Origin of the sequence: Paucibacter sediminis (assembly GCF_030254645.1) — a bacterium.
GTDB classification, from domain to species: Bacteria; Pseudomonadota; Gammaproteobacteria; order Burkholderiales; family Burkholderiaceae_C; genus Paucibacter_B; species Paucibacter_B sediminis.
This window is the reverse complement of the sequence record NZ_CP116346.1, coordinates 2,109,964-2,135,859: the sequence shown is the minus strand read 5'-3', so window position 1 is coordinate 2,135,859 and position 25,896 is coordinate 2,109,964. Positions and strand designations below refer to the sequence as shown.

The window sequence follows — 25,896 nt, the reverse complement described above, 5'->3', positions numbered from 1 at the left end:
CTTCTGGCCGGCCAAGCGCCCGCTGTTACCCTCCCGCTCGCATCGCTTATCTGGAGCCTGTTCCCATGAAACTGCTACGCATCACCCTGGCCCTGAGCCTTGGCCTGGTCGGCGGCGCGCTCAGCGCCCAGGGGCTCAAGCCCGTCACCGCCGTCGAAGGCATCACCGAGTACCGCCTGCCCAACGGCCTGCAGGTGCTGCTGGCGCCCGATGCCTCCAAGCCCAGCACCACGGTGAACGTGACCTACCGGGTCGGCTCCAAGCATGAGAACTATGGCGAGACGGGCATGGCCCACTTGCTGGAGCACCTGATCTTCAAGGGCTCGCCCAAGTACAAGAATCCCTGGGCCGAGTTCAGCAAGCGCGGCCTGCGCGCCAACGGCTCCACCTGGCTGGACCGCACCAACTACTTCGCCAGCTTTGCCGCCAACGAAGAGAACCTGAAGTGGTATCTCGAATGGCAGGCCGACGCGATGGTGCACAGCAATATCGCCCGCAAGGATCTCGACACCGAAATGACGGTGGTACGCAACGAGATGGAGATGGGCGAGAACAACCCCGGCAACATCGTGTTCGAGCGCCTCTTGGCCACCATGTACCAGTGGCACAACTACGGCAAGAGCACCATCGGCGCGCGCGCCGACGTCGAGAACGTCGACATCCCACGCCTGCAGGGCTTCTACCGCAGCTATTACCAGCCCGACAACGCCACCCTGATCGTCTCCGGCAAGTTCGATACCGCCAAGGTGCTCGGCTGGGTGCAGCAGAGCTTTGGCGCCCTGCCCGCACCGAAGCGCAAGCTGCCGCATTTCTACACCGTGGACCCGGTGCAGGACGGCGAGCGCAGCGTCACCGTGCGCCGCCTGGGCGGCGTGGCCAGCGCCACCGCGGCCTACCATGTGCCGGCCGGCCCGCACCCGGACTATGCGGCGGTGGAGGTGCTCAACCTGATCCTCACCGAGCCGCCCGCCGGCCGCCTGCACAAGCAGCTGGTGGAGAACACCAAGCTGGCCTCCTCGGTGAGCGCCTTCAGCATGGCGCTGGCCGAGCCCGGCTTCATGATGGTGGGCGCCGACATCGCCCCCGATGCCTCGCTGGACGAGATGAACCGCGAGATGCTCAAGGTCATCGAGGGCCTGGCGCAGAACCCCATCACGGCCGAGGAACTCAAGCGCGCCCAGCAGCGCTGGCTGAACCGCTGGGAGCAGCAGTTCTCCGATCCCGAGCAGGTCGGCACCGCGCTCTCCGAGACCGTCAGCCAGGGCGACTGGCGCATGTTCTTCCTGCTGCGCGACCGCATCAAGGCGCTCAAGCTGGAGGACGTGCAGCGCGTCGCCAACGAACGCCTGATCCAGGCCAACCGCACGCTGGCCCAGTACATCCCCACCGACAAGGCGCTGCGAGCGCCCGCGCCCGCGCTGGTGAAGGTGGACGAGCAGATGAAGAGCTTCGTGCCCGCGGCGGCGCAGGCTGCGGTGGCGGCCTTCGAGGCCACGCCGGCCAATATCGACAAGCTCACCCAGACCAGCACCCTCGCCAATGGTCTCAAGCTGGCGCTGCTGCCCAAGCCCACGCGCGGCGAAGCGGTGCAGGGCTTCCTGACCCTGCGCTACGGCGATGCCGACAGCCTGCGCGGCCAGCGTGCCGCCGCCGAGGCGCTGGCCTATGTGCTGGACAAGGGCACCGCCACACTGGACCGCCAGCAGCTGCGCGACAAGCTCGACAGCCTCAAGGTCGAGCTGCAGATCCAGCCCGGCCCCGACCAGGTGACGGTGGCCTGGGTCACCAAGCGCCAGCATGCCGCCGAGGCCGCCAGGCTGATCGCGCAGATCCTGCGCCAGCCGCGCCTCGCGCCCGAGACCCTCGAAGAGGTGCGCGCCCAGATGCTCTCCAGCATCAAGGCACAGCGCGACGAACCCGAGGCGATGGCCGAGACCAGCGTGGCGCTGGCCCTCAACGGCGACTACCCGCCCGGCGACGTGCGCCTGGCCCGCACTTTCGAGCAGATGACGGCCGACGCCCAGGGCGTCAGCATCGAGCAGCTGCGCGCCTTCCACCAGCGCTTCTACGGCGCCAACCACGCCGAGTTCGCGGCCGTGGGCGACTTCGATGCCGCAGCCCTCAAGCAGGCGGTGAGCGAGGCGCTGGGCGACTGGCGCTCGCAGGCCGACTACCAGCGTGTGCCCTTCCCGAGCGTGGCCAAGCCCGGCAAGCTGAGCCTGGTGCCGGCGCCCGACAAGCAGAACGCGGTGCTGGCCGGCCGCATGCCGCTGGCGCTCAACGACGAACAGGCCGACTACCCGGCCGTGGCCCTGGCCAACTACCTGCTGGGCAGCGGCGGCGATTCGCGCCTGTGGAAGCGCATCCGCGAGAAGGACGGCCTGAGCTACGGCGTCTGGTCCTACCTGATGTGGGGCCAGAAGGACCTCAACTCGCCCTGGAACGTCGGCGCCATCTTCGCGCCGCAGAACCGCGCCAAGGTCGAGCAGGCGCTGCGCGAGGAAGTGGCCCGCGCCCTCAAGGACGGCTACAGCCAGGCCGAGCTCGATGCCGGCAAGCAGGCCATGCTGAACGCACGCCGCCTCGGCCGCGCGCAGGACGCCGGCCTGGTGCGCGCACTCGCCGGCAACCAGTTCCTCGGCCGCACCATGGCCAAATCGCAGCAGGTCGACGACGCCATTGCCAAGCTGACGCTGGAGCAGGTGAACGGCGCGCTGCGCAAGTACTTCAAGCTGGAAGACTTCCAGCTCGTGTTCGTGGGCGACTTCAAGTAAGACACCGGCGACGCATCACCAGCACGGCCGGGCGCTCGCAAAAGCGCCCGGCCTTTTCTTTGGGTCCAGCGCTGATGGCGCGGCGTGACGGATTGGAGCCGGCGCATTCCTGCCTCATGGTCCGGCGGTGATCAGGCCGACTGGGGGCTCAGTGCCGATTACAGCATTCACCTTGGCGCGATCAGCTCACGCAAGCGGCCACGAGCGGTCGTCGACGACCTACAGCTTCGCGATTGCTCAGCTCGATATCCGAGAACACAATTCGTGGGACATCCCCCGGTTGAGTGTGCGCGGCATTATCGTCAGACTCAACCACTCTCCATAGTCCGAAGGGAGTCCCGTCATGGTCAAGGTCGCATTTTTTGCTGCTATGTTCCTGGCGTTCGCCCGTGGCGCGTCGGCACTCCCTTTGATCGACAACTTCGATCGCTCGCAAACCGTTGCGCAAGACAATTCGAACGGCATCGCTAGTTCGTCTGCGACAAGGTCTCCGCTCGATCCCAGCACCATCATCGGCGGGGAACGCGAGGTCTACGTCAACGCGTTCAGTGGGGCTGACGAATTCAACGGTACGCGCGCCGGCGTCTCGGGTTCAAGGTTTTCTTTCGCTAACGACGCCGGCGTCGTTGGTTTTGGCGCTTTACGCTGGGATGGCGGCAGCGTCACCGGCTTCGACCTGACGAATGCTGACCTTGGCATCAATCGGACCGGGTTCGCACCCGTCAACTTTTCAGCCGTTGCAGACAGCCTGAAGCTCACAATGCTGCGCTCAGATGCCTCTTTCCCGTTCACGCTGCAGTTCTTCTCGGGCGCGACCGACTGGACAAGTTTCACCTTCAGCGCAATACCCGTGTGCAGCGCGGCGGACAGCAGTTGCATGTCGCAGGCAGGAGCAGTCGCCGGCCCCACCGACTTCTATTTCAACTTCGCCCTTATCAATTTGCTCGGAACCAAGTCAGGTACAGGTGCCGATTTCTCGAGCATCACTGCGATGCAGGCGATCTTCAATTTCAATCCCATGTCCGGCAGTCCGGGACAGGCGGAATCGATTGATTTCTCGATGGATTTTGCGACTGTGTCGCCTCCCCCGGTGCCCGAACCGGGCACGCTGACACTAAGCATCCTTGGCCTGTTCAGCCTGATGTGCATGGTGGCGCGCCGGCGCCATTCGAACTGAGGCGCTGTAAACCGGGAAGTTGCCAGTGCCCTGGCGACGGTGGCAGCAGCCTCCTTCGCCCCAGCGAAGATCCTGCGGGCAGTCCGACGACATAACTGCATACATAGTCGCATGACGTTCTGACGAACGTTCACTGACAGTTGCAGTGACCACTTGTTCCTCCGTCGGCGAATGGCCAGGAGCGGGCACTGGTGAGCGGCAGCTTCTGAACAGCCTAGCCGAACTGGCCCATCGCGCCGGATCGCCGTGGCCCGGTAGTGCAGAACGGTAAAACTTTGTTCGGCCCGGTTAATGGCGCAAGGATTGCGTACAGCCGCTTACCACCTCCCCTGGAGGAATGCCTAGAGTCGCACACTTCTTTCTTCCTCAAGAATCCACCGATGTCGAGACTTTCACCCCTAATCGTCGCCAGCAGCGTCATGTTGCTGAGCGCTTGCGCCACCAAGGATTTCGTCAGAGAGACCGTCGCTCCGGTGCAGACCAGCGTGGAAGGTCTCGGCACCCGCGTTCAGGCGCATGACGACGGCCTCAAGGCTCTGGATGACCGACTGCAAGGCAGCGAGACGCGCCTCCTGGCCTTGCAGCAGGAAGCTGCGGCGCGAGCCCAGGCCGCTAACAATCTGCCCGCGCCGCCCGGCCTGCTGATGAGCGCCCTGCTGACCGATGACAAGATCAAGTTCAGCTCGGGCCGCGCCCAGCTCACCGAGCAGGCCGGTCAGGAACTCGATCAACTCGTCGCCAAGCTCAAGGCCGACAACCAGCCTGTGTTCGTCGAAATCCAGGGCCACACCGACGCTACTGGCAGCGAAGCAATTAACCAGCAACTGGGCCTCAAGCGGGCCGAAGCGGTGCGCCTGCACCTAGCCCGCGCCGGCCTGCCCCTGGCGCGCATGGCAACAATCAGCTATGGCGAATCTGCGCCCCTGGCCGACAACAGCACCCGCGAAGGCCGCAGCACGAACAGGCGTGTTCAACTGATCGTGATGCGCTGAACGGGAGAGGAAAGGTCGTTGGGCCCAAGCCGCTTTCCAACGTCGGCGAGTTGCCCCAAGCGCTCGCCTACGCCCACACCACCCGCGCGCCCGCCGCGTACCAGCCCTCCACGCGCGCGGCCACCTCGGCCTCGATGCGGCTGCGCTTGATCTTCATGGTGGGGGTGAGGCAGCCGTTCTCGATCGTCCAGGGCCTGGTGCTGAGCACCAGCATCTGCAGCTGCTCGTAGTCGGCCGATTGCGCGTTGACGCTTTGCAGCAGCGCCGCCATCTGCTGCTCGACCTCGGCGCGCAGGGCGGCCTCCGTCAGCCTGGGGCGCAGGTCTTCGGCCAGCACCACCAGGGCGAAAGCGGCCGACTGGCCCACGCCCGAGACCAGGGTGATCTCCACCATCGGGTGGGCGTTGATGCGGTTCTCGATCGGCGCCGGCGCCACATACTTGCCCTTGGCGGTCTTGAACAGCTCCTTCACCCGGCCGGTGAGCTTGAGCAGGCCGTCGGGCCGGCGCTCGCCCTTGTCGCCGGTGCGGAAGTAGCCGTCGGCGGTGAAGCATTGCGCGTCCAGATCGGGGCGCTTGTAATAGCCCAGCAGCTGGCCGGGCGACTTCACCAGGATCTCGCCCTCCTCGCTGAGCTTCACGTCCACGCCCGGCATGGGCACGCCCACATAACCCGGGGCATTCAGTGCCAGCGTGGAGGCATGCGAGTAGGCGAAGTCCTCGGTCATGCCATAGCCCTCCAGCAAATTGAGGCCGAGGCGGCGGTACCAGCGGATCAGCTCGGCCGGGATCGGTGCCGAGGCGCTCATCGCCACCCGCACCTGGTCCAGGCCCAGGCCCTTGAGCACCTTGCGCCGCACGACGTTGCCCAGGATCGGGATGCTCAGCAGCCGATCCAGCTTCCTGGCCGGCATCTTGCTGAACACGCCCTGCTGGAACTTCAGCCACAGCCGCGGCACCGAGCAGAACACGGTGGGGCGGGCGCGCTGCAGGTCCTGCACAAAGGTGTCCAGCGATTCGGCGAAGAACACATGGGTGTGGCCATAGACCAGCGATGAGCATTCCACCACCGCGCGCTCGTAGACATGGGCCAGCGGCAGGTAGGACAGCACGCGCTGCTCGGGCAGGTCGGGCACCAGGGTCTTGACGAAGTCCACGCTCAGCTCGGTGGCGCGGGTGATGCGCTCAAAGCTGTGCATCGCCCCCTTGGGCTCGCCGGTGGAGCCCGAGGTGTAGATCAGCATCGCCAGCTCGCTGCCGGCGCGCTGCGGACGGCCGGTGAGCGGCGCGGTGCGGGCGATGATGTCGTCCCAGGTGTCGAAACCGGTGCCGGCCGGCGCCAGCGGCAAGGCGATGCAGGGCAGGCCCGCGGGCACGCCCGCCGCCTGCTGGGCCCAGGTATCGAGCTTGCCGACGAACAGCAGGCTGGCCTCGCTGTGCTGCAGCACAAAGCGCACCGTCTCGGCGGTCTCGGTCGGGAAGATGGACACCGTGGTGCCGCCGGCCATCCAGATCGCCAGCTCGGCCATGATGAAGTGGGCGCAGTTCTTGGAGAGGATGGCGATGCGCGCGCCGGCGGGCAGCTGCAGGCTGCGCAGATGGGCGGCCATGCGGCGCGCCTCGTCCAGGGTGCGGGCCCAGCTGTAGTCGATGGTGCGGCTGCCGCCTGCGTCGGCAACCGGCTGGGTGAGATAGACCTTGTCGGGCTGGGCGGCCTCATGTTCGTAGACGTAGTCGAGCATCAGGCGCTGATTCGGCATGGTCGGGGCTCATCATCCAGCTGTGGTGGGCCGATTATGGAGAGCCCCGGGCCGGCCCGTGCCTAGGCGCATACACCGATGCCAAGTCGCCCCGCTTGCCTTATGGCGCCGTAAGATGCGCTCCACAACGCTCGGGGCGGTATGGCAATGGCATCCATCAGTGGCAAGGTCGAAGGGCTGGCCCGGCGCGCCGCCGCCGCCGCGCTTGCGCTGCTGGCGCTCTGCGCCGCGGCCGCCGCCGAACCGCCCGCCACGCCGCTGCGCCTGCTGACCGCCAATTTCCCGCCCTATACGATCGAGAGCGGCCACGACGCCCCCGGGCCGCTCGTCAACCTGACGCTGGAACTGATCGCCCGCAGCGGCCATGCCGGCCAGGTCGAGTTCGTGCCCTGGCCGCGCGCCCAGGCCATCACCGCACGCGAAGCCAACGCCCTCATCATCCCGCTGGTGCGCTCGAGCGAACGCGAGGCGAAGTACCAGTGGATCGGCAAGCTCTATTGCCGCAGCATGGGCTTTGTGGCGCTGCGCGAGCGCCTGCACCGCTTCGACGAGCAGACCCTGGCCAGCGCACGGCTGGTGGTGCTGCGCGCCACGCCCTATGGTGCGAACCTGAAGGCCGCCAGCATCACCGAGGCCACCTCCTTCGAGGACATGGCCAAGATGCTGAGCCTGGACATGGTGGACGCGATCTACGCGAACCAGGAGACCGCCCTGCTGGCCCTGCAGGCGCGCGGCATCGAGCGCGCGGCGCTGGCCCTGTCAGCGCCGGTCGAATCCGATCTGCTCTGGCTGGCCGCGTCGCCGGGCATGCCCAGGGCCAGGGTGGAGGAGCTGCAGCAGGCGCTGCGTGCGCTGCAGAAGGACGGCACGATGGAGCGCCTGCTCGAACAGTCGGGGCTGCCGCGCGCCGCCTGCGCGGGCAACTAGAGTCGGTCCCAGTAGGGCAGGCTCGGGTCGAAGCGCTCGGCCAGAAAGTCCACGAAGCTGCGCAGCAGCAGCGGCTGGTGGCGGCGGCTGGTGTAGACCGCGTGCACGCCCAGCTGCTCGGGCTCCCAGCCGGGCAGCACGCGCAGCAGCGTGCCGGCCGCCAGCGCCGGGCCCACCAGATAGGTGGGCAGCAGGCCGATGCCGGCACCTGCCAGCACCGCCTGCTGCAGCAGCAAGGCCTCGTTGGCCAGCAGGCGCGGTGGCGGCAGCGGCTGCAGCAGCCGCTCACCCTGGGCGTTCTGCAGCGACCAGGCCTCGCTGCCAAAGCGCGCATGCGCCACGCAGGCATGGGCCAGCAGCTCGCCGGGCTGCGCCGGTGCGGGATGCTCGCGCAGATAGGCGGGCGCGGCGCACAGCACCGAGCGACACAGTGTCAGCCGGCGGGCGATCAGGGCCGGGTCGAGCTGGTTGCTGATGCGCAGCGCCAGGTCGATGCGGTCCTCCACCAGGTTCACCGCCTGCTCCGACACCAGCACCTCGATCTGCGTGCGCGGATGCAGGGCCAGGAAGGCCGCCGCCGCCGGGGCCAGGTGTTGCTGGGCAAACGACATCGAGGCCGCCACGCGCAGCCGCCCATGCACGCTCAGCTGGCGCGCGCTGGCGGCCTGCTCGGCCTCCTCGGCCAGCTCCACCAGCTGGCGGCAGCGCGGCAGGGCCTCGGCGCCCGCGTCGGTGAGGCTCAGGCGCCGGGTGCTGCGCTGCAGCAGGCGCGCGCCCAGCCATTGCTCCACCGCCTCCAGATGGCGGCTGGCCATGGCGCGCGAAAGGCCCAGGGCCTCGGCCGCCGCGGTGAGGCTGCCGCGCTCCACCACAGCCACGAAGACCTGGGCCGCCTTGAGTCTGTCCATCGCCCGTCCATTTGCTCGATTGATGCAACAAACAGTCTACGCCTTAGATGTTTATCTACGGATCATGGGCAAATAAAGTTCACTTCACCCCGCAACCGAAGGAAGCAACCCACCATGAACACGCACCTGCCCCGTTTCATCCGCCCCCTGCTCGCCGCCGCCCTGGTGAGCAGCGGCCTGGCCGCCGAGGCCCAGGGCAGCGGCACGCCCGCACCGCTGAGCCTGCAGATCATCAACCACGGCCCGGCCAGCTTCCATGTGAACTCGGTGCTGGTGAGCGGCGCCAGGGAGGCCATCCTGCTGGACGCCGGCTTCACCCGCGCCGACGCCCTGCGCGTGGCCGCCGCCGTGCTGGACAGCGGCAAGAAGCTCAGCACCATCTATGTGAGCGCCGCCGACCCCGACTACTACTTCGGTCTGGAAGTGCTGCACGCCGAATTCCCCGAGGCCCGCATCGTGGCCGCCGCGCCCACGCTGAAGAAGCTGGCCGCCGCCCTGCCCACCAAGCTCCAGGTCTGGGGCCCGCGCCTGGGCGCCAATGCGCCGCGCCAACCGGTGCTGCCCGAGGCGCTGGCGGGCAATAGCCTGAGCCTGGAGGGCCAGACCCTGGAGATCCGCGGCCTGGACGACAGCCTGGCGCATCGCAGCTATGTGTGGATCCCGTCCATCAAGGCGGTGGTGGGTGGCGTGAATGTGTTCGGCAATCTGCATGCCTGGACCGCCGACACCCAGACCCCGGCCGAGCGCGCCGCCTGGCTGAGCAAGCTGGACGGCATCGCCGCCCTGCAGCCCGCCGTGGTGGTGCCCGGCCATATGCTGCCCGGCACGCCGCAGGACCTCACGGCCGTGAACCACACGCGTGCCTATCTGCAACGCTTCGAGGCCGAGCTGCCCAAGGCCGCCGACGCCGCCGCGCTGATCGCCACCATGAAGGCCGCCTACCCGCAGGCCGGGCTGGGCATCGCGCTGGAGATTGGCGCCAAGGTCAACAAGGGCGAGATGAAGTGGTGAGTTAGGCTTCTGCTATGGTGGCATCCATATGAGCAGCGCCACCACTCCCACCGGCCCGCACACCGCCCGCGGCCAGTTCAGCGTCAAGATCGGCGCGCCCGAGGCCATGCCCGCCCCCGCCGGTGGCACGCCCATGTTCAGGCGCAGCCTCGACAAGCGCTACGAGGGCGAGCTGCAGGGCCAGGCCCTGGGCGAGATGCTGGCGGCGGGCCAGCCGCAGGCCGGCGCGGCCGCCTACACCGCGCTGGAGTCCTTTGTGGGCCAGCTGCAGGGCCGCAGCGGCAGCTTCGCGCTGGCGCATCTGGGCCTGATGAGCGAGGGCCAGCAGGATCTGCGCATCGCCATCGTGCCGGGCTCGGGCCAGGGCGAGCTGGCCGGCATCAGCGGCGCGCTGCTGCTGCGCATCGAGGCCGGCGTGCACCATTACGAGCTGAAGTACCGCCTGGCTCCGTAACGGCCGCAGCTTGACCCGCGCCGCCGCCGCGCGCAGCATGCGGCGCATGAGCAGTAGCAGCAGCAACACCCTCCCCACCGCCCCGGCCGGCGGCGCCTGGCGCGACCGCTACCGCTGGTGGTGGCTGCTCTCGCCCGCCTTCCCGGGCCTGGTGTGGCTGAACCTGGTGCAGTACCAGCTCAGCGGACACGAAGCGTGGCTGTGGGTCAGCAGTGCGGTGATGTATGGGCTGATCCCGCTGCTGGACTGGCTGCTGGGCGCCGACCCGCGCAACCCGCCCGATGCCGCCGTGCCGGCGCTGGAGCAGGACCGCTGGTACCGCGCCATCGTGGTGGCCTTCGTGCCCTTCCAGTTCGGCCTCACCCTGCACGGCGCCTGGATCGCCGCCACGCAGGAGCTGAGCCTGTTTGGCTGGGCCGGCCTGATCCTCAGCGTCGGCGGCATCAACGGCGTGGCCATCAACACCGCCCACGAGCTGGGCCACAAGCTGCCGCGCTGGGAGCGCTGGCTCGCGCGCATCACGCTGGCACCGGTGGCCTACGGGCATTTTTATGTGGAGCACAACCGCGGCCACCACCTGCGCGTGGCCACGCCGGCCGACCCGGCCAGCGCCCGCCTGGGCGAGAGCTTCTGGGCCTTTCTGCCGCGCACCATGTGGGGCAGCCTGGTTTCGGCCTGGGAGATCGAGCGCACGCGTCTGGCCAGGCTGGGCCTGGGCCCCTGGCACTGGCGCAACGAATGCCTGCAGGCCTGGGCCATGACCGTGCTCCTGTATGGCGCTCTGTGCATCTGGCTGGGCCTGGGCGCCACCTTGCCCTTCCTGCTGGTGCAGGCCTTCTACGGCGCCAGCCTGCTGGAGGTGGTGAACTACATCGAGCATTACGGCCTGCTGCGCCCGCTGGACGCCAACACCGGCCGCCCGGTGCGCTGCGCCCCCGAGCATTCCTGGAACTCCAGCCACCGCGTCTCGAATCTCTTCCTCTACCAGCTGCAGCGCCACAGCGACCACCATGCCCACCCGGGCCGGCGCTACCAGGCGCTGCGCCATTTCGAGCAGAGCCCGCAACTGCCCTCAGGCTATGCCGCCATGCTGATGCTGGCCTATCTGCCGCCGCTGTGGTTCCGCGTGATGGATGCACGCGTGCTGAGGCATTACGGCGGCGACCCGCGGCGCGCCAATCTGCAACCGGCCAAGCGCGAGGCGCTGCTGCGGCGCTGGGGTCAGGCGTAACGCAGCACCACGCGCTTGCTTTCGCGCCGGCAGCCCCGCGCGCTATGTACGCAAGCGTACCGTCAAGCATGACGATTAGGCGCTTACTGGCCATACCGATTGACGGCACGCACACTCTCGCAGCGGCCGCTGACTGGCTTGCCGCGGGTGCGCCAAGCGCCTTGCTCCCAAGCACCGGACCTACGCATCCAAGTGCATGCCCGGCATGCTGATTCATCAGACAGATGCGGGGGAAGGAAATCATCATGGACGCTCGTGCCACTGCGCTGCCCGAATTGCCGGCAACGGATTCATACCTGTTGCGCTTCACCTCGCTTTACAACCCCGGACGGGGCATTGCCGTGCCCTGCGATGAAGCCGGCCTGGTTGACATCGACTCGCTCACACAAGGCCTGCGCACGGCCTACTTCTTCGCGCGGACCATGATAGGCAGGGAATACTCGCTGCCCTGTGTTCAGCATCTGCATTGAATGAGCGGCAGCGCGAACTCGCGCACCTCGGCCTCGCTTCTCAGACGGGCTTGGGCAGGTTCTCGGAGATGCGCCAGAGTACGCCGCTGGGGTCGTGCAGCACAAAGTCGCGCATGGCCCAGGGCTGGTTCTCCAGCGCGCCGAGGCGCACGCCGAAGCGGGCGGGGATGTCCTCCTCCAGCAGCTTGCGATGCCAGTCGTCCACCTTTTCCACCGAGAGGTGCAGCATGAAGTTGCTGGCCAGCTCGGCCACGTAGAAGTTCTGCAGCAGAAAGCTGCAGGCGCCCGCATGCAGATAGGCCAGGCCCTCGTCGCACCAGGGCATGGTGAAACCGACGGCCTGGTAGAAGCGCTTGCTGAGCTCGAAGTCGCGCGCCGGCACGAAGGCCTTGAGCTCCACGGTACCGAGATTCATGGCTGCCTTCCTCTTTGATTCACGCCCGCAGATTGAGCGCCACCGCGGCGCGGATCAGCGCCTTCAGCGCCGCCTCGTTCAGCGCCTCGCCCTCGCGGATGTCGATGGCGCGGCGCACATTGCCCTCCAGGCTTGAGTTGAAGAGGCGCGCGGGGTCGGGCAGCGATGCGCCCTTCGGGAAGGTCATCTTCACCACCGCCTTGTAGCTCTCGCCGGTGCAGATGATGCCGCCACGCGACCACACCGGTGTGCTCCACTTCCACTCCTCCACCACCTCGGGGTCGGCCTCGCGCATCAGCGCGCGCAGCCGCGTCAGCAAGGCGCCCCGCCAATCACCCAGCGCCTGGATCTTGGCGTCAATCAATGCGGCCGGAGACTCGGCGGCAGCGGGCGCTGCGGCCGGCTTCGCGCCGGGCTTGGAGGTTTTGGCATTGGGCATCGCGGACTCCCGTGAGCTTGAGATTGGGTGAAGTAGATGGCTACCGCGGGCGGACCACCAGCTCCTTGAAGCCGGTGCGGCCATCGTAGGCACGCGTGAGTTGCCAGTCCGGCAGCGGGGCCAGCAGGATCTCGGCCGTGGTCCGGATCAGGTTGCCAAGCAGGCCCACATGGCCACCGACGACGCGGCCGCTGGCATCGGCAACGGCCATGTGCAGATGCGCGCCGTCGGCGCCGAGGCTGCCCGCCAGGCTCAGGATCTCCAGCGGGCCGGCCAGCACCGCCTCCGCCGGCTCGCCCGCGTAACGCAGCCTGGCCTCGGACAGGCTGCCGATGCCGGCGACGACAAAGGCCGAGTCCCAGCCCTGCGCACGCAGGGCATCTGCCAAGGCGGGCCTGAGGTCGGCGCCGGGCGTGAGGCGGAGGGGCAGCAGCTGCATATCGGAACGATGGCTCGCCCGCTCAGCCAGCGCTGGCCCCGCTGACGCCGCCGCTCAGGCGCGCGGCCTCGACGCAGAGCTGCACCACCGTCTCCCGGCTCAGGGGCGTGTCCTGGCGCAGCTCCAGCGTGGCCAGCTCGTACTTGCCGCCCGGCTTGAGGCGCGGCTCGATATGGCGCAGGCGCTGGCCGCGAAAGAAGGCGAACAGCACGCGCGTGGGCTCGGCACGGATGATCAGCACCGGGCCTTGACCGACGGCGGAGAAGAACACCAGATGCCCCCACTTCAGCCGCTCCTCCAGCTCGGGCGCGCTGGCGCGAACGGTATCGCGCAAGGCCTCGACATAGCGGCGCTGCCAGCCGGAGAGGTACGCGACGTATTCCTCGGGCGTGGTGGCCGGGGTCAGGATCATCTTCATCGGTTCGTCGCCCCCCAGCGCCAGCGCGGTGGCTCACCCTTGAGCCAGCAGATGGCCAGCAGCGCGACGCCCAGGGCCGCCGTATAGGCCATGAAGAGCAGCGGCGCTTGCTCCGCTCTCGGCAGCAGCGTGCCCGCGGCCAGCAGCGCCAGAAAGACCGCAATCACAAGCCAGCCCTGCCAGGCGCAGGGCGCGCCCCAGCCCCAGCCATAGCGCTTGGCGGGGAACCAGTAATTTTTCGTGGGCGCTGCTTTTTGAAGAGTCGACATCAAGAAATGACCTCCAGCTCGGCGCAGTGTTGCACGGTGCGCTGACTCGACAGCTTAGCCATGCTTCGGTCCGGCCGCCAGCGGGTTGCCGCGATTGAGCGTGGCAATCATCAACAACACGCCAAGCACCAGCGCAAGCAGGCCCAGCGCCCAATGGAAGGCCCAGACGAGCATGACGGGCAGATAAGCGAGCGCGCTGAACCAAAGCCACTTGCGCAGACCGGTTTGGTGAAAGAACTGTGCGCACTGCTTGCAGCGCAGCGGCCGGACCACCGAAGAGTTTGACTCCGACCAGGCCGAGTGACCATGCGGCGCGCTGCAATTCGGGCAGGGTCTGGTCTTGAAAGTCTTGAGAAGCATGGGGGATGCTCCGCCTACGAGAAGTACAGCCCATAGAGCAAGCCGGCGACGATCGCGACCAGATAGAACCACAGGTTGGCCGCGTAGGCAAAGCCTGCCGCTTCACCCGTGCTCGCGCGGTGCTCACCGAGCGCGCGCTTAACCTTGGCCGCCAGCTTGCGAGATCTCGATGTCATGTGTCGTCTTTATTCAATGCTTGAACGAACAGTGAGCTGCGCGCCCGCGCTGACGCGCAAGTTCGCCCGCTGACGCTAGCGCCCAGGCGCCGCCACATATTCAAAGGCCCAGAAGTACTGCCACTCAGTGAAAACAGGGCTTGTCCCCAAGCCCTCGATGGCGGCCTCAAGTTCCGCCTGGCTGGGAAAGTTCTTCAGCACCCGATGCCTGGACCCGTCATTGAGCGTCCTGAGCTGATAGGTATTGCCCTCGGCGTCGCGTTCGCTCAGGGGCGTGCTGCTGCCCGCGACGAATCGGTTGTCGATCAGGACGATGCGCGCGCCGGGTTCGAGGGCCTCGGCCAGCCCGGCCAGAAACTCCCTGCGGCGGCTCAGCGGCACATGCGAGAACCAGAAGCCCGCGAAGGCCGCATGGCAAGCGATGCCGTGCCCCTTGGGCAGGGCATAGGCGTCGCCGACCACGAACTCGACGCGCCCGTCGTCGGGTACCCGGGTCTTTGCGATCGCCAGGGTCTCGGGCGCCGCATCGAGCGCGAGCATTCGCGACGCCCTGGCGGCGATGAACTGGGTCCAGTAGCCGGTGCCGCAAGCCACCTCCAGCACGGCCCTGCCCTCATCGAAGCGCGCGGGCAGCCAGGCCTCGATGGCGCGCAGATCGGCCTGGCGCTCCGGCTTGCGATAGACGGCGTCGTACTCGGCGGCGCGGGCGGCGTAGTAGCTGTGCATTTGCTGGGCTGAGGATGACATGGTGTGGCTGCTTGCGGCCTCAATCGTTCCAGATGCTTTCGACCAGGGCCCCGACCTCCGGTGGCGCCACGCCCGGCGCTGCCGCTGACGCTGACGCAGCCGCCGCACTGCGCTTCCACTCGGCCGGCAAGGGCGCGATTCGTTTCGATTCCTTGCCATCCCACAAGGCCACCTTGAGCGCGAACACGACAGGCCCCTCACGGGCCTCGAAGGGTTTCACGGCGCCGACCTTGAGGGCGATCTGCTTCCTGACTTCCAGGTCCAGCAACTGATCGAAATCGATCCAGACCCTGGATTGCAGGCCGGGCCGAACCGCCAGCACGATGAAGCCGCCCACCGACTGCCTCGTCTTTTCCTGAGCCTCGCTGCCCGCCACCGCCTCGCGCAAGGCCGCCTGCACCGCCTTGATGTACTCCGCGAGCGCGTCGACGCTTGGCACACGGGCTTCCAGAACCGCGCTCGGCTGCAGCAGCACGACGTTGAAGTTGGTGACGGGCTCGGATGCGTGGGCGGCGGCCAGCACCAGACCGAGCAGGAGAGCTAGCAGCCATCGCATCAGTGGCACCGCCTCATCTCTGAACAGGGCGCAGGGCCGCGCTCGCGTCGCAGGACGGGCGCGGGCTGGGCCGCCCATCGTCGGCGATCTGCGTACGCGTACTTCAACCGGGACACCACTGCTCCTCGCAGGGGATCCCGTCCCTGTCGCCATCCATCTTCACGCCGGGGCAGTTGGCCAGGAAGTATTTTGCTTCGGCGCAGGACCTCATTTGCGAGCAGTACCTGCGGCCGTCGCAGCTGAAAGCATTGGCTGGGGCAGGATCGGCAGGGGCAGCAGGGGCGACCTTGGTGGGAGCGCTTGGCGCAGCTGCCGCACGGCGCTTTCTCTCCACGGCATTCAGTTCCTCCAGGGTCGGAACTTTGCGAACCTGATTGGAGGACGGACAGGGGCCCTGCTGATAGGTGACCGTGCCATCCACCACGCACTTGTTCGCTGGCATGGCGCTGGCGCCAGAAGCGGCGAGCAACAGGCTTGCCGCCGCGGTGAAGTACGCGAAAAAGCGGGATGTGACTCGAAGCATGGATGTCATGCGGGCGGGCAGTTGGGTTTAGATACTCGCGCCGACGGCTGCGCCGCCAAGCCTGCACGGTCAAGAGTTAGGGTCGCCATCACGCAGCCCACGCGAAGCGGACGGCAGCAAAGCATAGAGCGAAAAGGTAGCCGTACGAGAAGCGGTCGATACGGAAAACCGTTTGCCCCCGCCGAGTACGCCAGGCCCCCAGCCACGACATGCACAGGCCAACAGCCAGTGGTGTGGCGAGTAGATTGACCCAGCGCCACACTGGACTTGCAACCATGTGGTGAGGAAACGGCCATAGCGAGAGGCCGCCGCCGACAAGCCCAAAGATCGCGTAGCCGAGCGCGGCCAGCCAGGGATTGGGCGGCCGCCGAAACGGCTCGGCCATCGAGTGCAGGCCCAACTCAAACAGCGCTTCGCCGACGACCTGGATCAGGAACTCGAGCAGCAGTTCGACAATGAACTCCATCAGCGGTTTGGCCTCGATGAACGGTCAGCCGGCATCAGCGCAGCGTCGGCTCGGCGCTTGAAATGCGCTGCAGCGACGCCCAGCCCCGCATCGGCACGAGGGCTTTGGACAACACCTGCGTAACCGCGAGTTCATCCTGTGGACCGGGCCCGCTGTTGAACTTGAGCTCGACGACGCTAAGCCCTTCTTGCGAAACGGCCGCCAGCGACGCCAGACCCGGCACAGCCTGCAGCGCCCGCTCCATGGGCATGGTGAGGTCGCGCTCAACCCGTTCAGCGCTGGCACCTACGGCGGAGACTTCGACGCGAATGACCCGCGGGATTCCGTCAGCCATCACGGAGCCGGCCGAGGCGAAGAGAGAGAGGGCACACAAGAGGTGGGTGATGCGCATGTCGTGGAGTGACGATTGGCGTATGAATTGAGCCGCGCCGAAAGGTGACGGCTAGAGCACCGCCAAGACGGCGCCCTATGAACCACTGTGCAAAGCTCTTCCGTTGAACGAAAGCCGCAGCGACGGGCTAGTGGCGGCAACACGGCACAACCAGCTTTCAAGCAACGCTTCATTGATTGGTAACCGCGCCAGTTGAGGCGCAACGATGCCAGAAACCGTGTTGCCAGTTTGCGCCGAGTGCACCGTCTGCACTTGCTTCTCTGCGAGTTGACCAGTTCTGAATAGGAGGCGGAGCACCTGCTCCGACTTGCGAACCTCGACCGCGAGATCGCTGCAGAGCGAATTGAGAAGCGACATACCAATGCCTTGCAACTGAATTGCACCTCCTCGATTGGTCGCAAATGGATAGTCAAGCTGTCCGTAGATGAAGTTCAGGTAAGGCGAACCGTCGACTTCCTTGTTGATTGAGTGCCCACGACCGTCATCGGACACTGAGAAGTCATACCCCTGGGCGATGACGCGAATCTCATTTGCATGGCCAGCCTGATGTTCCGCCAAGGCATAGAGCACAAGCGCCCTCACGACAAAGCCTGTCGCATCGAAGCTTGGGGCGGCTTGGGCGTCGGCATCCGGCATAGGAGTAGGCATAGCGGGTGTTCGTGCCGTCTAGCGACCATCTGCTTCACTTTCACGGACAGCATCTCTGATAAGGCTGCCAATCGCACGCTCTAGCCTAAATCGCGCTATGCCAGCGCCAACATCTACTCTGGAACCGCTCAGGCGGAGCTCAAATTGCTCAAGGCCGTCAAGATCAACCACGCGCGGTATGTTCTCAATGGGTGCCGCCATGAGCAGATTGGCCAAGCAGGCGAATTCTTGTGCCTGCCAAGATGACGCCGCAGCAACCGTAACAACTTCGGTGCGCCTAATTTGGCCAATAGAGATTGCTCGGATGAATTGGTTCGGCAGTAACTTGCCGCGAGCGACCGGAATAGCGGGGGCTCGCGCGCCGGAACTGCCGGTAATAGAGACAAACACTGCGCGATCCGCGTCGTAGCCCGCCCAGGTGTAGATGCCCGCATTCACTGACATGCCCATGAATGCCACTACTGCGCCAGATCTAATGCGCGCAACTTCTGGCGGTACGTCTTGATTCTCGTTGCGCAACTCAAGGATCCTGCTCGGCGTAGCCCACGGACTTGGAGTCAGGTTGTCTTGAATGGAATATGGCGTGTTGGGGCACTCGTCTGGCGCCGTTGCAGCGCCAACCGCGAGAGAAAGCCAAGCACCCAGCATCAAGACAAGTGCACGCAGGATCATGACTGTGCAGTCAATCTTGAAATGGCCAGCTCGCGCGCTTTGCGCATGCTGCCAGTCATGCCAACTTGTTCTCGCAGACTGGCATCGCTGCACATGACCACCCATACCCTTCATTTCGTTACCTCATCACGCATTCCATCGAAACGTTATGCCAACAGTCTAGCTGCCCACCATCTCACCCCAACTCCAGCACTGCATCCGCCCCCCGCATCGGCGTCACGGCATGCAGCGCCCCCGCCCCCGCCTTGTCATAGCGCAGCTCCAGCCGCGTGCCGCCTTCGCTCACGCGCAGCCAGGCGAAGCCATCGCCGGGATGGTCCTGCCACTCGCCCACCTCGCAGCACAGCAGCTCGGCGGACGGCAGCTGCTGAGGCACGGCGCCGGTCGCGGCGTCGATGCCGAACACCTCCGGCGCGGCGAATTCCTCGGGGTCGGTGATGGCAAAGGGCCAGGGCGCATAGAGCGCCGAGCTGTGGATGGAATGCAGGCGCAAGCTGGGGCCCTGGCCATCGGCGCGCCGGATCTCGGCGCTGACATGGCCGGAGCGGTGCTCGTCGCCGGAGAGGAAGACGACGCCGCTGGCGCGCTGGCGCCAGAGTTCGGCCAGCAGCCATTGCTGGCTGGCCGGAAAGCCGCACCAGGCATCGGAGCGCAACGAGCCAGAGACATGGGCAGCGCTGCTGCGCCGGCGCGGCAGCAGCAGGGCACCGCTGAGCACGAAGCGCGGGCGGCCGGCGCTGGCTGTCAGCCAGGCGCTGAAGGCCTGGCGCTGGGCCAGGCCGATCATCTGCGCCTCGGCCACGCGCGCCACCGTGCGGGGCTCGCGCTCGAGTCGGCTGTCGGCGATGAAAAAAGCGGCACCGCGCCAGTCGAAGCTGTGCCAGAAGCGCTCCGCCGAGCCCTGTCGCTCGCGCTGGCCATCGGGCTCCCAGCGGTATTGCCAGGCCGCGGCGCGCGCGCTGGCGGTGTACTCGCCGGGGTCGTGGCTGCCATCGGGCAGCAGGCAGGGCTCGCAGTTGTCCTGCACCTCGTGGTCGTCGGGCGCGTGCACGATGCGCGCCAGCGTGGGCGGCAGGTAGCGGGCCAGGCCGGCCTTGAAATGCTGGTAGGGCCGCGCATAGCGCTCGGCGCTGGTGCTGGGGTCGGCCAGGCCGCCGCTGGCATCGGCATAGATCTCGTCGCCGGCGATCAATAACAGCGAGACCTTGCGGCCGTCCGGATGCTGGCGGCAGAAGGCCACCAGCCGCGCCATCGCCGCGTCGGCGGGGCTGGCCAGCGCGGGGTCGCGCTCGGCGCCGCGGCTCACGTCCAGCATGCCGGGCGGGTACTGGCAGGCGGCGAGCAGCAAGCTCAGCGCGCCGCCCTCGGTCTCGGACGACGGGCTGGGCACAAAGGCATGGGCCCAGTCGGGCAGGGCCGGCTGGCGCAGCAGCAGTTCGTCGATCGCGAGGTTCAGGTCCTCCACCCGCAGATCGGCCAGCGCGGCGCCGTTGCCGCCCTCCTCGGCATCGGCGCGCGGGTCCAGGTAGATGAACAGGCACAGCAGGCCGGTATCGGGCCCAGCCGGAAAGTGGCGCAGCGCGAGCGCATGGCGCAGCGGCTCGCCGGGGCTGCTGCCGGGCTCGGCATGGAAGCTCTCGGTATGCGGCGGCGCGCTCGTCAGGCGCTCGAAGCGCTCGCCGCCACGCCAGCGCACCGGCACCCAGGCCCACAGGCGCGGCCAGCCCTGCTCGGGCTTGAGCGCGGTGAGCAGCTGCATGTGGATGCCATCGGGGTCGGGCGCGCGCTCCACCCGGTGCCAGGGTGCATGGGCGCACAGCACCGATTTGCTTTCACGCATCCGCCGCGCCCTCCCGCAGGAAATCGATGATGACGGGGAAGACCTTGGTGGCGGCATGCCGGCCGATCAGGCAGTCCTGGTGGCCATGCTCGCTCACCACGTGGTAGCGATAGCGGCCCGGGGCCACATGGGCATAGTGGTCGGCGGTGAGCTCGGCGCTTTCGGCCTGGCACAGGCCGTTGTCCTGCCCGTGCACCGAGAGCACCGGAAAGGCCTGCAGCAGCGCCAGGCTCTTGGAGAGATCGTCGAGGTAGACGCTGGCGCCCTGCCAGTCGGTGATCTCGTTGGCACGCGCGAAGTTGATCGCCTGCGCCACCGTGTCCAGGCTCAGCGGACCGAAATGGTCGTCGATGTGGTCGAACACCGGCTGGTCGACATTGCCGATCGCGAAGTCGCGGCCGTACAGCATGTCCATGCGGTGGCGCGTGCGCACCCAGGGCGTGCGCGCAATGCTGGGCGGCGGCGGGTTCTCGATGTCGTACTCGTTGTCCGGGTAGGGCAAGGTGGCGAGCAGGCGGTCGATCAGCTGGTCCAGCAGCTTGTCGCCCGCCGGCCGGAAGGCATAGTCCTGCAGCGGCAGATAGGGCCGCAGGTATTGCATCAGGTGCGCGCGCAAGGTGTTGGTGGGCGAAAAGATCAGCATCGGCGTGACCTGCGAGATCACCAGCTTGCTGATCTGCCGCTGCGCCATCAGCGCGCGCCGCAGCGGATAGAAATGCTCGATGTCCGGCTGCTCGCGCGGCTCCAGCAGCGCCATGTGCAGCATCACCGAACCCATGCAATGCGCCAGCACCTGCAGCTGTGCCTGGCCGGTGGCCTGCAGGATGTGGTCGATCGCCACCGGGATGTCGTTGAAGGCGGCCTCCTCGAAGGTCCAGGGCAGGCGCGCGGTGGGCATGCCAGCGCTGGTGCGCATGTCGACGATCCAGATGTCGTAGCCCTCGTCCCACAGCAGCTTGGCCGGGCCGGGCTGCACCGAGTGATGGGCGAAGGTGGTGCCGCTGGCGCTGTAGCCATGGATCATCAGGAGCGGCGTGGCGCCCGCTCGCTTGGCGCGGTAGCGCGTCAGCCGGCAATAGACGGTGCGCTGATCGTCGGCACTGGGCGCGCGGCCCACCGGGCGGCGCTGCGCCCCGGCCTCGCCCCAGCGCCCGGTGGGCAGCTCGACGATCTCGGGCGCGGGCAGGTCCGGCACCGCGTGCGGCAGGCGGCGGATCTCGCGCTCGGGCGCGGGGTCGGGCTTGCGCATGCTCCAGACATGCAGGCCGATCAGCATGCGCGCGGCATAGGCCATCAGCGCACCCACGTCGCGGATCGCGCTGGGCAGGTCCTGCGCCTGGGTCAGGCGCAACAGCGGCACGCGCTGGCGCGCCAGGTAGTAGAGGTCCAGCTCCAGCATGGCCTCGCGCTGCCCGGCCAGCGGCTCGAAGGGCGACCCCGGTTCCAGATAGAGCCGGCTCAGCTGCATCCAGGGGTTGCCGCGCCGGCTGTAGCCGATGCGCTTGCTGCCGCGCAGCTCCAGCCCCACCAGGCCGATGGCCCAGATCGGCAGGCGGCCGGCCTCGGGCGCGGGGTGGCCCACGGTGAGGCGGTAGTCCATCAGGCGGCGCTCGCCCGCGTGGCTGGCCAGGTGCCAGGCGTTGCGGGCCTGCGCCAGCAGCCTAGCCAAAAATCCATGGCTTCGGCCCTGGCCCGGCTGGGCTGGAACGCGGCCGGCGAGTTGGTCCTGCAGCGCGAACACCATGTCGCGCCAGCCACGGTTCATGAACCACGCGGCCAGGCCGCGCAGGCGCCGCCGCAGCGGCCCGCTGGGTGCGCGATGGAACACCGCCAGCTCGGCGCTGGCGAGCGGCGCGCACCAGCGCGCGTCCTCGTCGCGGCGCTCGGCATGCATCCAGAGCTTGCCCTCGCCGGGGCGACGCTCGCGCGCCACCACCATGTAGCGGCCGGGCGCATCGGGGTCGGGCTCGGTATCGAACAGGCGCAGCATGCCGCGGCCCTGCTCGGCGTCGATGCGCAAGGCGCGCTCGGGGCCCGGCTGCAGCAACTGGCGCAGCGGCAGCTCGCCGTACACAAAGCTCAGCTCCAGGTACTTGACCTCGCCGCCGGGCGCGCCGGGCAGGCGCACAAAGCCGGCCATGCGCTCGCGGAACTCGGCCAGCGTGGGCAGGCCGGGCTGGTGCGCGGGCGCACGGTAACGCGGCCGTGGTCCCTGCACCTGTAAGGGCACGGCCGGCGCCTGCAGCCCCCATTGATGCCTGAGCCCGGTCGGCGCGGCCACGGCGCGCAGCGCCAGCGCGGTGATGGTGAGCGCCGGGTTGATGCCCAGGGCGGTGGGCATGATGGCGCCGTCCAGCACCGCCAGGTCGGCGTAGACCTCGCTGCTGGCGTGACCGTTCTTGCCGGTAAAGACCTGACCCCATTGGTTGACCACGCCGCCATCCGCCGCGTCGGCCATGCCGCAGCCGCCCAGCGGATGCACCGTGAGCATGGGCCCGCGCGTGCTGCCGAGCATGAACTCCAGCTCCGCCGGCAGCAGCCGCCAGGCCGGGTTGGCGAGCAGGCGCGCGCCCTGCGTGGCCAGGCGCTCGGCCAGCCAGCGGTGGCGCGCATCCACCTGGCCGTCGTCCTTGAGCGTCGGCCAGTGCACGCTCAGCACGCCACTCTCCTGGGCCGCGCCGACCTTGGATGGCGGCAGGCGCAGCTCGCCGGCGGCCGCGTCCAGGCCCATGATGGCCAGCGCCACGCTGCGCAGGCTGCGCGCGGGGCGGATGGCGAAGGGGTCGTCGAAGGGCTCGCGCCCGCCGGCATGCCGGCCCTCGTCGCCGCGCGCCAGGTCGTCGAGCGTGCGCGCGAGCGCAAAGCTTTCCTCCCAGACCCAGCGCAGGGCGCCGGGGATGGCCAGGTCCTCGACCACGAAGCCCTCGCCGCTGTCGAGCAGGCCGGTGATGGTGGGGCCGACGCCGCGTTCGGCTGGCGCCAGGTCTTCGTCGGCGATGCCATGCAGCTCCTGCGCCGCATCCACCGCCGCCGCCAGCACATCGCCATTGCCCGAGAAGCGCTGACCCAGGCAGGCCGACAGCGCCAGGCCGGCGGCGCGCGAGCGCATGAGGATCTCGGTGGAACCGAGGCTGCCGGCGGCGAGGATGACGCGGTGCGCGCGCAGGCGCAGCGGCGCCGGCTCGCGCGCGCGCAGCAGCTCGTCGGTGTGCTGCAGCTGCAGCTCCCAGCCGCCACCCGCCGCGGGCAGCAGCAGTTCCACGGTGGCGCCGGTATAGATCTGCAGGCCCGCTTGCGCGGCCTGAACCAGCAGATTGGTGTCGAGCGATTCCTTGGCGCCGGTGTTGCAACCGGTGGCGCAGTCGCCGCAGGCGATGCAGCGTTCCAGCGCCAGGCCGGCGGCGCTCTTGGGGTGCTCGGCCAGGGCCACGGTGATGCGCGCCGCGCGCGCCTGGGCGTTCGGCACATCCGCGCACGCCAGGCCCTGCAACCACTGCAGGCGGCGCGGCTGGTGGCCCTGCAAGCGCGCAATGGTGTTGGCCTGGCTGCCCAGGCGTGCATGCGCGCGCTCGTACCAGACCTGCAGCGGCGCCGGCTCCTCGCGCAGCGCGGCGGGCCAGGGCGCTTGCGCGAACACCGCCGGCGCGGCCGGCTCCATCACGCCGGCATTGATGAGCGAGCCGCCGCCCAGGCCGTTGGCCAGCACCACCGTCATGTCGGGGCCGAGGCGGATGTCGAACAGCCCCTCGCGCCGGCCCTTGGGTGCCTGGGCCTCGGCGCTGGCGAAGCGCACCGCGCCGGGCAGATCGGCCAGGCGCGCCGGGAAGGCGCCGGGCAGGTATTCGCGCCCGCGCTCCAGCAGGGCGATGCGCTGCGGCCGGCCCTCGGCGTCCACGCTGCCGGCCAGCTCGGCCGCGGCGACCGCCGCGCCATAGCCGCTGCCGACGATCAGCAGGTCGAAGTCGAACGCCGGCCGCACCCCCGCGCGCTCGGCCTGCACGAGCTCCCACCACAGGCGCTCCAGGCCCTGCGAGAGCCAGCGTTGCGCTTGGTGGGCCTCAGATGCCGGGGCCGTCATGCGGGTAGGCGGCCGTCAGCGCCGCATGCATGGCCGCAACCAGCTGCTCCTGCGAGACCGGCTTGTGCAGCAGGATCAGGCCGGCCGCATGGGCCTCGCGCAGGCGCTCGGGCGCGGTGTCGCCGCTGATCAGCACCGCCGGCAGCTCGGGCACGGCGCTGCGCAGCGAGCGCACCGCGGCGATGCCATCCTCGCCGGCGCGCAGGCGGTAGTCCACCAGGGCGATGTCGGGGCGCGCCGCCATGCTCTTGAGCAGGCCCTCGCGCGTGCCGCTGGCACCCACCACCTCGCAGCCATGCGCGCTCAGCAGCGCCTGCATGGCCAGGCGCACCGGCTCCTCATCGTCAATCACCAGCACGCGCAGCGGCGGCAGGCTCAGCTCGGGCATGCCGCTGCTGGGCGCGCTGACGGCGCTGCCGGCCTCGGTGGCGGCGATGCTGAGCTTGAAGGAGCTGCCCAGGCCCTGCACCGAGCGCAGTTCCAGGTGCAGGTCCAGCAGATCGACCAGGCGGCTGACGATGGACAGGCCCAGGCCCAGGCCCTTGTTGCGGTCGCGCTCGGGGTTGCCGATCTGGTAGAACTCCTCGAACACGCGCGCCTGCTCATGCTCGGCAATGCCGGCGCCGGTGTCGCGCACCTCGATGATCCAGACCTCGTCGCCCTCGGTGACCTCGATCACGACCTCGCCGGCCTGGGTGTACTTGATGGCGTTGTCGAGCAGGTTGCGCACCACGCGCTCGAGCAGCACCGGGTCGCTCTCCACCCAGGCAGCGGGCTGGCACAGCAGGGTCAGGCGCAGATGCTTGCGCTGCGCCATCGGCAGGAACTCCTGGTAGAGCCGGGTCAGCCAGGGGCTGAGCGCAATCGCCTGGTTGTGCACCGGCACCACCTGGGCGTCGAGCTTGGAGATGTCCAGCAGCGCATCCATCTGGCTGGAAAGCGAGCGCAGCGCCAGATTCATGTTGACGGCGATCTCGGCGGTGGGCTTGTCGAGCTGGCGCATCTCCAGCGCCGCGCCGAACAGCGAGAGCGTGTGCATGGGCTGGCGCAGATCGTGGCTGGCCGAGGCCAGGAAGCGCGTCTTCGCCAGCATGGCCTGCTCCGCCTGCGAGAGCGCCAGGCGCAGCTGCTGGTTGCTCTTGACCTGCTGCTGGCGTATCAGCACCGATTCGACGAAGACGCGGTAGGTGTCGCGCGCCAGCCCCGCCAGGATCAGGCCGAAGCCCAGGATCAGCAGGCTCAGCGCCCAGTCCTCCCAGCCCAGGCCATGCGCGCCGCCCACCAGCCAGGCCAGGCTGTTGGCCAGGGTGAGCGGCACCAGGAAGGCACGGAACACCGGCGCATTGCCCGCGGTGGAGGCCACCGCGCCGGCGCACAGGCCCAGCAGCAGCAGGGTCTGCACCATGCGCTGGTAATCGCTCATATAGGGCGCGAAGGCGAGCGAGAGCGTGAACACCAGGCCGTTCAGCAGGCTCAGCCCCACCGCCCATTGCAGGCGCTTGTCCACCGCCACCTGCTGCATGGCGGGCAGGCGCCCCAGCAGCGCCCAGCGCAGTGCCAGCACCGCAAACACCAGGGCCACCCAGCCCACCGTCACCCACAGCGGCAGGCGCGGCGCGGCCATGGCCGCGATCACCACCGCGCTGAGGCCCACCGGGTAGGGCATGCGCCGCCCCTGCCGGGCCAGCAATTGCAGGAGTTCGAGCTTGACGCTGTGGTCTTCGGGGGTCAGTTCGCGCGCCATAGAGTGAGTGGT

Annotated in this window: 27 protein-coding genes; 8 read left to right on the top strand and 19 right to left on the bottom strand. The window is 68.2% G+C overall.

Features of this window, described 5'->3' with window-relative positions:
* Positions 1-65: 65 nt before the first annotated feature.
* The 3 genes from PFX98_RS09740 to PFX98_RS09730 all read left to right on the top strand — a co-directional run bounded on the left by PFX98_RS09740 (position 66) and on the right by PFX98_RS09730 (position 4,943).
* Positions 66-2,774, top strand: coding sequence for a M16 family metallopeptidase (locus PFX98_RS09740; protein ID WP_285235005.1), 2,709 nt, complete (start codon positions 66-68; stop codon positions 2,772-2,774).
* 343 nt (positions 2,775-3,117) lie between these two features.
* A complete protein-coding gene (locus tag PFX98_RS09735; protein ID WP_285235004.1) occupies positions 3,118-3,951 on the top strand; it encodes a PEP-CTERM sorting domain-containing protein in 834 nt (277 codons plus the stop codon).
* Between the two features lie 419 nt (positions 3,952-4,370).
* On the top strand, positions 4,371-4,943 hold the full coding sequence (locus PFX98_RS09730; RefSeq protein ID WP_285235003.1) for an OmpA family protein: 573 nt from the start codon (positions 4,371-4,373) through the stop codon (positions 4,941-4,943).
* Positions 4,944-5,010: 67 nt separating this feature from the next.
* Here PFX98_RS09730 and PFX98_RS09725 read toward each other — a convergent pair whose 3' ends face one another.
* Entirely contained in the window at positions 5,011-6,702 is a 1,692-nt protein-coding gene (locus PFX98_RS09725; protein ID WP_285235002.1) for an AMP-binding protein, read from the bottom strand.
* Between the two features lie 147 nt (positions 6,703-6,849).
* Between PFX98_RS09725 and PFX98_RS09720 the strand changes: the two genes are divergently transcribed.
* Positions 6,850-7,629: a substrate-binding periplasmic protein gene (locus PFX98_RS09720; RefSeq protein ID WP_285235001.1), complete on the top strand. Its 780-nt coding sequence runs from the start codon at positions 6,850-6,852 to the stop codon at positions 7,627-7,629.
* Here the strand turns inward: PFX98_RS09720 and PFX98_RS09715 are convergent.
* Positions 7,626-8,537 (bottom strand): LysR family transcriptional regulator, encoded by a 912-nt coding sequence (locus tag PFX98_RS09715; RefSeq protein ID WP_285235000.1) that lies wholly within the window; start codon positions 8,535-8,537, stop codon positions 7,626-7,628. The two genes, PFX98_RS09720 and PFX98_RS09715, sit on opposite strands and share 4 nt — an antisense overlap.
* A gap of 114 nt (positions 8,538-8,651) precedes the next feature.
* Here PFX98_RS09715 and PFX98_RS09710 point away from each other — a divergent pair, with 114 nt between their 5' ends.
* The 4 genes from PFX98_RS09710 (at position 8,652) to PFX98_RS09695 (ending at position 11,703) form a co-directional block, all read left to right on the top strand.
* Entirely contained in the window at positions 8,652-9,548 is an 897-nt protein-coding gene (locus tag PFX98_RS09710; protein WP_285234999.1) for an MBL fold metallo-hydrolase, read from the top strand.
* A 28-nt stretch (positions 9,549-9,576) separates the two neighbouring features.
* Positions 9,577-10,002 (top strand): DUF3224 domain-containing protein, encoded by a 426-nt coding sequence (locus PFX98_RS09705; protein ID WP_285234997.1) that lies wholly within the window; start codon positions 9,577-9,579, stop codon positions 10,000-10,002.
* A 46-nt stretch (positions 10,003-10,048) separates the two neighbouring features.
* The gene (locus tag PFX98_RS09700; protein ID WP_285234996.1) at positions 10,049-11,233 is read left to right on the top strand and encodes an alkane 1-monooxygenase; all 1,185 of its coding nucleotides are present in this window, start codon (positions 10,049-10,051) and stop codon (positions 11,231-11,233) included.
* 245 nt (positions 11,234-11,478) lie between these two features.
* A complete protein-coding gene (locus PFX98_RS09695; RefSeq protein WP_285234995.1) occupies positions 11,479-11,703 on the top strand; it encodes a hypothetical protein in 225 nt (74 codons plus the stop codon).
* A 40-nt stretch (positions 11,704-11,743) separates the two neighbouring features.
* Here PFX98_RS09695 and PFX98_RS09690 read toward each other — a convergent pair whose 3' ends face one another.
* The 17 genes from PFX98_RS09690 to PFX98_RS09610 form a co-directional block, all read right to left on the bottom strand.
* The gene (locus tag PFX98_RS09690) at positions 11,744-12,118 is read right to left on the bottom strand and encodes a VOC family protein (RefSeq protein WP_285234994.1); all 375 of its coding nucleotides are present in this window, start codon (positions 12,116-12,118) and stop codon (positions 11,744-11,746) included.
* A 19-nt stretch (positions 12,119-12,137) separates the two neighbouring features.
* Positions 12,138-12,557: a DUF1801 domain-containing protein gene (locus tag PFX98_RS09685; protein WP_285234993.1), complete on the bottom strand. Its 420-nt coding sequence runs from the start codon at positions 12,555-12,557 to the stop codon at positions 12,138-12,140.
* Positions 12,558-12,597: 40 nt separating this feature from the next.
* Positions 12,598-12,996: a PPC domain-containing DNA-binding protein gene (locus tag PFX98_RS09680; RefSeq protein ID WP_285234992.1), complete on the bottom strand. Its 399-nt coding sequence runs from the start codon at positions 12,994-12,996 to the stop codon at positions 12,598-12,600.
* A gap of 22 nt (positions 12,997-13,018) precedes the next feature.
* On the bottom strand, positions 13,019-13,414 hold the full coding sequence (locus tag PFX98_RS09675; protein ID WP_285234991.1) for a DUF1801 domain-containing protein: 396 nt from the start codon (positions 13,412-13,414) through the stop codon (positions 13,019-13,021).
* A complete protein-coding gene (locus PFX98_RS09670; RefSeq protein ID WP_285234990.1) occupies positions 13,411-13,683 on the bottom strand; it encodes a hypothetical protein in 273 nt (90 codons plus the stop codon). Before PFX98_RS09670 ends, PFX98_RS09675 begins: the two co-directional genes overlap by 4 nt.
* A 54-nt stretch (positions 13,684-13,737) precedes the next feature.
* Entirely contained in the window at positions 13,738-14,043 is a 306-nt protein-coding gene (locus PFX98_RS09665; protein WP_285234989.1) for a hypothetical protein, read from the bottom strand.
* A gap of 14 nt (positions 14,044-14,057) precedes the next feature.
* Complete coding sequence (locus tag PFX98_RS09660; protein WP_285234988.1) at positions 14,058-14,219, bottom strand: hypothetical protein; 162 nt, start codon at positions 14,217-14,219, stop codon at positions 14,058-14,060.
* Between the two features lie 75 nt (positions 14,220-14,294).
* Entirely contained in the window at positions 14,295-14,945 is a 651-nt protein-coding gene (locus PFX98_RS09655; RefSeq protein ID WP_285234987.1) for a class I SAM-dependent methyltransferase, read from the bottom strand.
* 40 nt (positions 14,946-14,985) lie between these two features.
* On the bottom strand, positions 14,986-15,522 hold the full coding sequence (locus PFX98_RS09650) for a hypothetical protein (RefSeq protein ID WP_285234986.1): 537 nt from the start codon (positions 15,520-15,522) through the stop codon (positions 14,986-14,988).
* Between the two features lie 103 nt (positions 15,523-15,625).
* Entirely contained in the window at positions 15,626-16,054 is a 429-nt protein-coding gene (locus tag PFX98_RS09645; RefSeq protein ID WP_285234985.1) for an excalibur calcium-binding domain-containing protein, read from the bottom strand.
* A gap of 79 nt (positions 16,055-16,133) precedes the next feature.
* Positions 16,134-16,511, bottom strand: coding sequence for a hypothetical protein (locus PFX98_RS09640; protein WP_285234984.1), 378 nt, complete (start codon positions 16,509-16,511; stop codon positions 16,134-16,136).
* Positions 16,512-16,545: 34 nt separating this feature from the next.
* Positions 16,546-16,902 (bottom strand): efflux RND transporter permease subunit, encoded by a 357-nt coding sequence (locus PFX98_RS09635; RefSeq protein WP_285234983.1) that lies wholly within the window; start codon positions 16,900-16,902, stop codon positions 16,546-16,548.
* Positions 16,903-16,977: 75 nt separating this feature from the next.
* Positions 16,978-17,538, bottom strand: a complete 561-nt coding sequence (locus tag PFX98_RS09630) for a DNA topoisomerase subunit B (RefSeq protein ID WP_285234982.1) — start codon at positions 17,536-17,538, stop codon at positions 16,978-16,980.
* Positions 17,539-17,568: 30 nt separating this feature from the next.
* Complete coding sequence (locus PFX98_RS09625; protein WP_285234981.1) at positions 17,569-18,069, bottom strand: hypothetical protein; 501 nt, start codon at positions 18,067-18,069, stop codon at positions 17,569-17,571.
* Positions 18,070-18,397: 328 nt separating this feature from the next.
* The gene (locus tag PFX98_RS09620; RefSeq protein ID WP_285234980.1) at positions 18,398-20,062 is read right to left on the bottom strand and encodes an alkaline phosphatase D family protein; all 1,665 of its coding nucleotides are present in this window, start codon (positions 20,060-20,062) and stop codon (positions 18,398-18,400) included.
* On the bottom strand, positions 20,055-24,140 hold the full coding sequence (locus PFX98_RS09615) for an alpha/beta fold hydrolase (RefSeq protein WP_285234979.1): 4,086 nt from the start codon (positions 24,138-24,140) through the stop codon (positions 20,055-20,057). Before PFX98_RS09615 ends, PFX98_RS09620 begins: the two co-directional genes overlap by 8 nt.
* On the bottom strand, positions 24,121-25,884 hold the full coding sequence (locus PFX98_RS09610) for an ATP-binding response regulator (protein WP_285234978.1): 1,764 nt from the start codon (positions 25,882-25,884) through the stop codon (positions 24,121-24,123). Before PFX98_RS09610 ends, PFX98_RS09615 begins: the two co-directional genes overlap by 20 nt.
* Positions 25,885-25,896: the final 12 nt, after the last annotated feature.